The sequence below is a fragment of the Thermogutta sp. genome, assembly GCF_039793925.1.
Taxonomy (GTDB): Bacteria; Planctomycetota; Planctomycetia; order Pirellulales; family Thermoguttaceae; genus Thermogutta.
On the sequence record NZ_JBAMME010000374.1, the window covers coordinates 1 to 1944 of the forward strand.

Annotated in this window: 1 protein-coding gene; it reads right to left on the reverse strand. The window is 56.9% G+C overall.

Annotation, left to right across the window (positions count from 1 at the left end):
- Positions 1 to 3: 3 nt before the first annotated feature.
- Positions 4 to 1944, reverse strand: a 1941-nt coding sequence (locus tag ABJK56_RS20230; RefSeq protein WP_347246501.1) for a hypothetical protein, incomplete at its 5' end; no start/stop codon positions are given.

Genomic DNA, 1944 nt, shown 5'->3' on the forward strand with positions numbered 1-1944 from the left:
CTTCTAACTGATAGTCCACCGGTAAACCTCGTAGATGTCTTTTCCATCTTTCATCACCGCCCGCTGGAGGTCTGGCCAGCGATAAATCCCCATCAGCAGGCGACAGTTTCCCGATTCTATGGAGGCGGGAAGCCTCAACTCAAAGCGAGTCACCAGGACATCGTCGTCTCGCCAGTAGGGGGGTGGAACGCCCGGGCCATCCATCTGGGCAACCAGTGTCTGGTCTCCGCAGAACAGATGGTTAAAGAAATGATAATAACCCGGAGCAACTTCACGATAATGCCAAGTATATTCTACCCGAACCTGCCCATTCGCCTGGGGTTCTCCATCAATGCGGACACCGACCAGGCTCAATCCATTTTCCCATTCCGCAAGCGGGGCTGGCATATCCCCCCGATCCGTAAGGCAGTACGCCTTCCAGGGAGGAATCGCTGCGATGGTGAGTTGCAGCTCTTCTACCAGTCGTTCCCTGATCGGTGAAAGGTCAGCTTCTGTGGAGTCAGGAGCCAGCAGGTAGCAAGTGCAACGAGGCGCTACGATCAATCCGTTCCCCGCCTGTACAATGCGTACCCGGTCGGTGCGCAGCGCGCTCCGGATCCAGTCAAACGCTGAACCGTCCCCCACGAATGAAGAGATAATGATCACTTCACAGTCGGGATGCTGATTTAGGTATCTCCCAATCTGTTCCGCCGTCTGATCCAACAACCAGGCCCGGGTAGAGGGGCCCATGCGCCATTCCTGCTCCAGGCGGATGCGGGTACTCCAGGCCTGTGCCCAGACAAGGGAGACAACAACTACCCATCCGGTGATTAGCACACCGATGATTCCTCCCGCCACCTGGAGAATCCGGTAAGGGAAGCGCCTGGCAAGAGAAATGGTGGCTCCCATCAGCACAAAAGGAGCCGGGAAAACATAAAGCAGATAAAATGCTACCAGATATACGCTGGAGCGCAAATACATCAGCGGCGCTCCCAGCGTCCATCCCAGCGTAAACAGCAAAGCCGGACGATGGTCCTTGCTGAAGACCAGGCAGAAAAGACTTCCCACCAGCGCTACTCCCACCACATAATCCATCCAGTGCATCGCTGCGGGTATCTGAATCAGGGAATTGATCCAGACCGGACTTACTGGCATAGAATATACTCCCCGACCGCTGATCAGTTCCAGCGTCAGCGGGAAGACGGCCAGGTTCCAGCCAGAGCCCTGAGTGCCCATCTTCAGGGCCTGTGAGAGGTCACCAGGGACCTCCCGCAGGATGAACAGGATGTACGGGAGCACGATAAGAAAACTTCCCACCATCCCTGCCCCCCAACCGGCCCAGGCCCGCCGGCGCCACGCGAGCAGCAACCCGCCCAGGAAAAGAACCACCGCCCAGGGCGCACCCGCTATGTGGACGGTTCCCATAAATGTTGCGCTGATCAGGCCCAGAGCCAGATAAAGCCCTGCTCCTCGCTTCCGGGTAATGGCCAACAACAGGAAAGAGAACCCCATTGCCGCCCAGGTGGGTGTCAGCGCCTGATACCATATCCAGCGGACAAACTCTACCACCCAGGGATTGATGACATACAGCAGGGTAGAAAGGACCGCCGCGCGGTAACCAAAGACGATCCTTACCGCCCGGTATAAAACTGCTATAGCGATCAGGTCCAGCACGGAGAAAAACCACTTGATCGCGATCACCCGGGGTACCAGAATCCAGGGAATCGCTGCCAAGTAGGAGATGACCGCCGTCTGATATACGCCGACGGAGGACTTGATACCTGCCGGAGGCGGATGAAACCTGGCCGTCTCAATCGCATTGGCGATGAGATAGGATTGGTCCCAGGCCAGAAATGTTTCTTCAAAACCGTACAAGCGAAGCAAAGACGCCAGGAGTAACAGGAGTACCCCTGTCGTCAGGACAACCCACCTCCAGCCGTTGCGAGACCTCGGTTCCGCCACCCT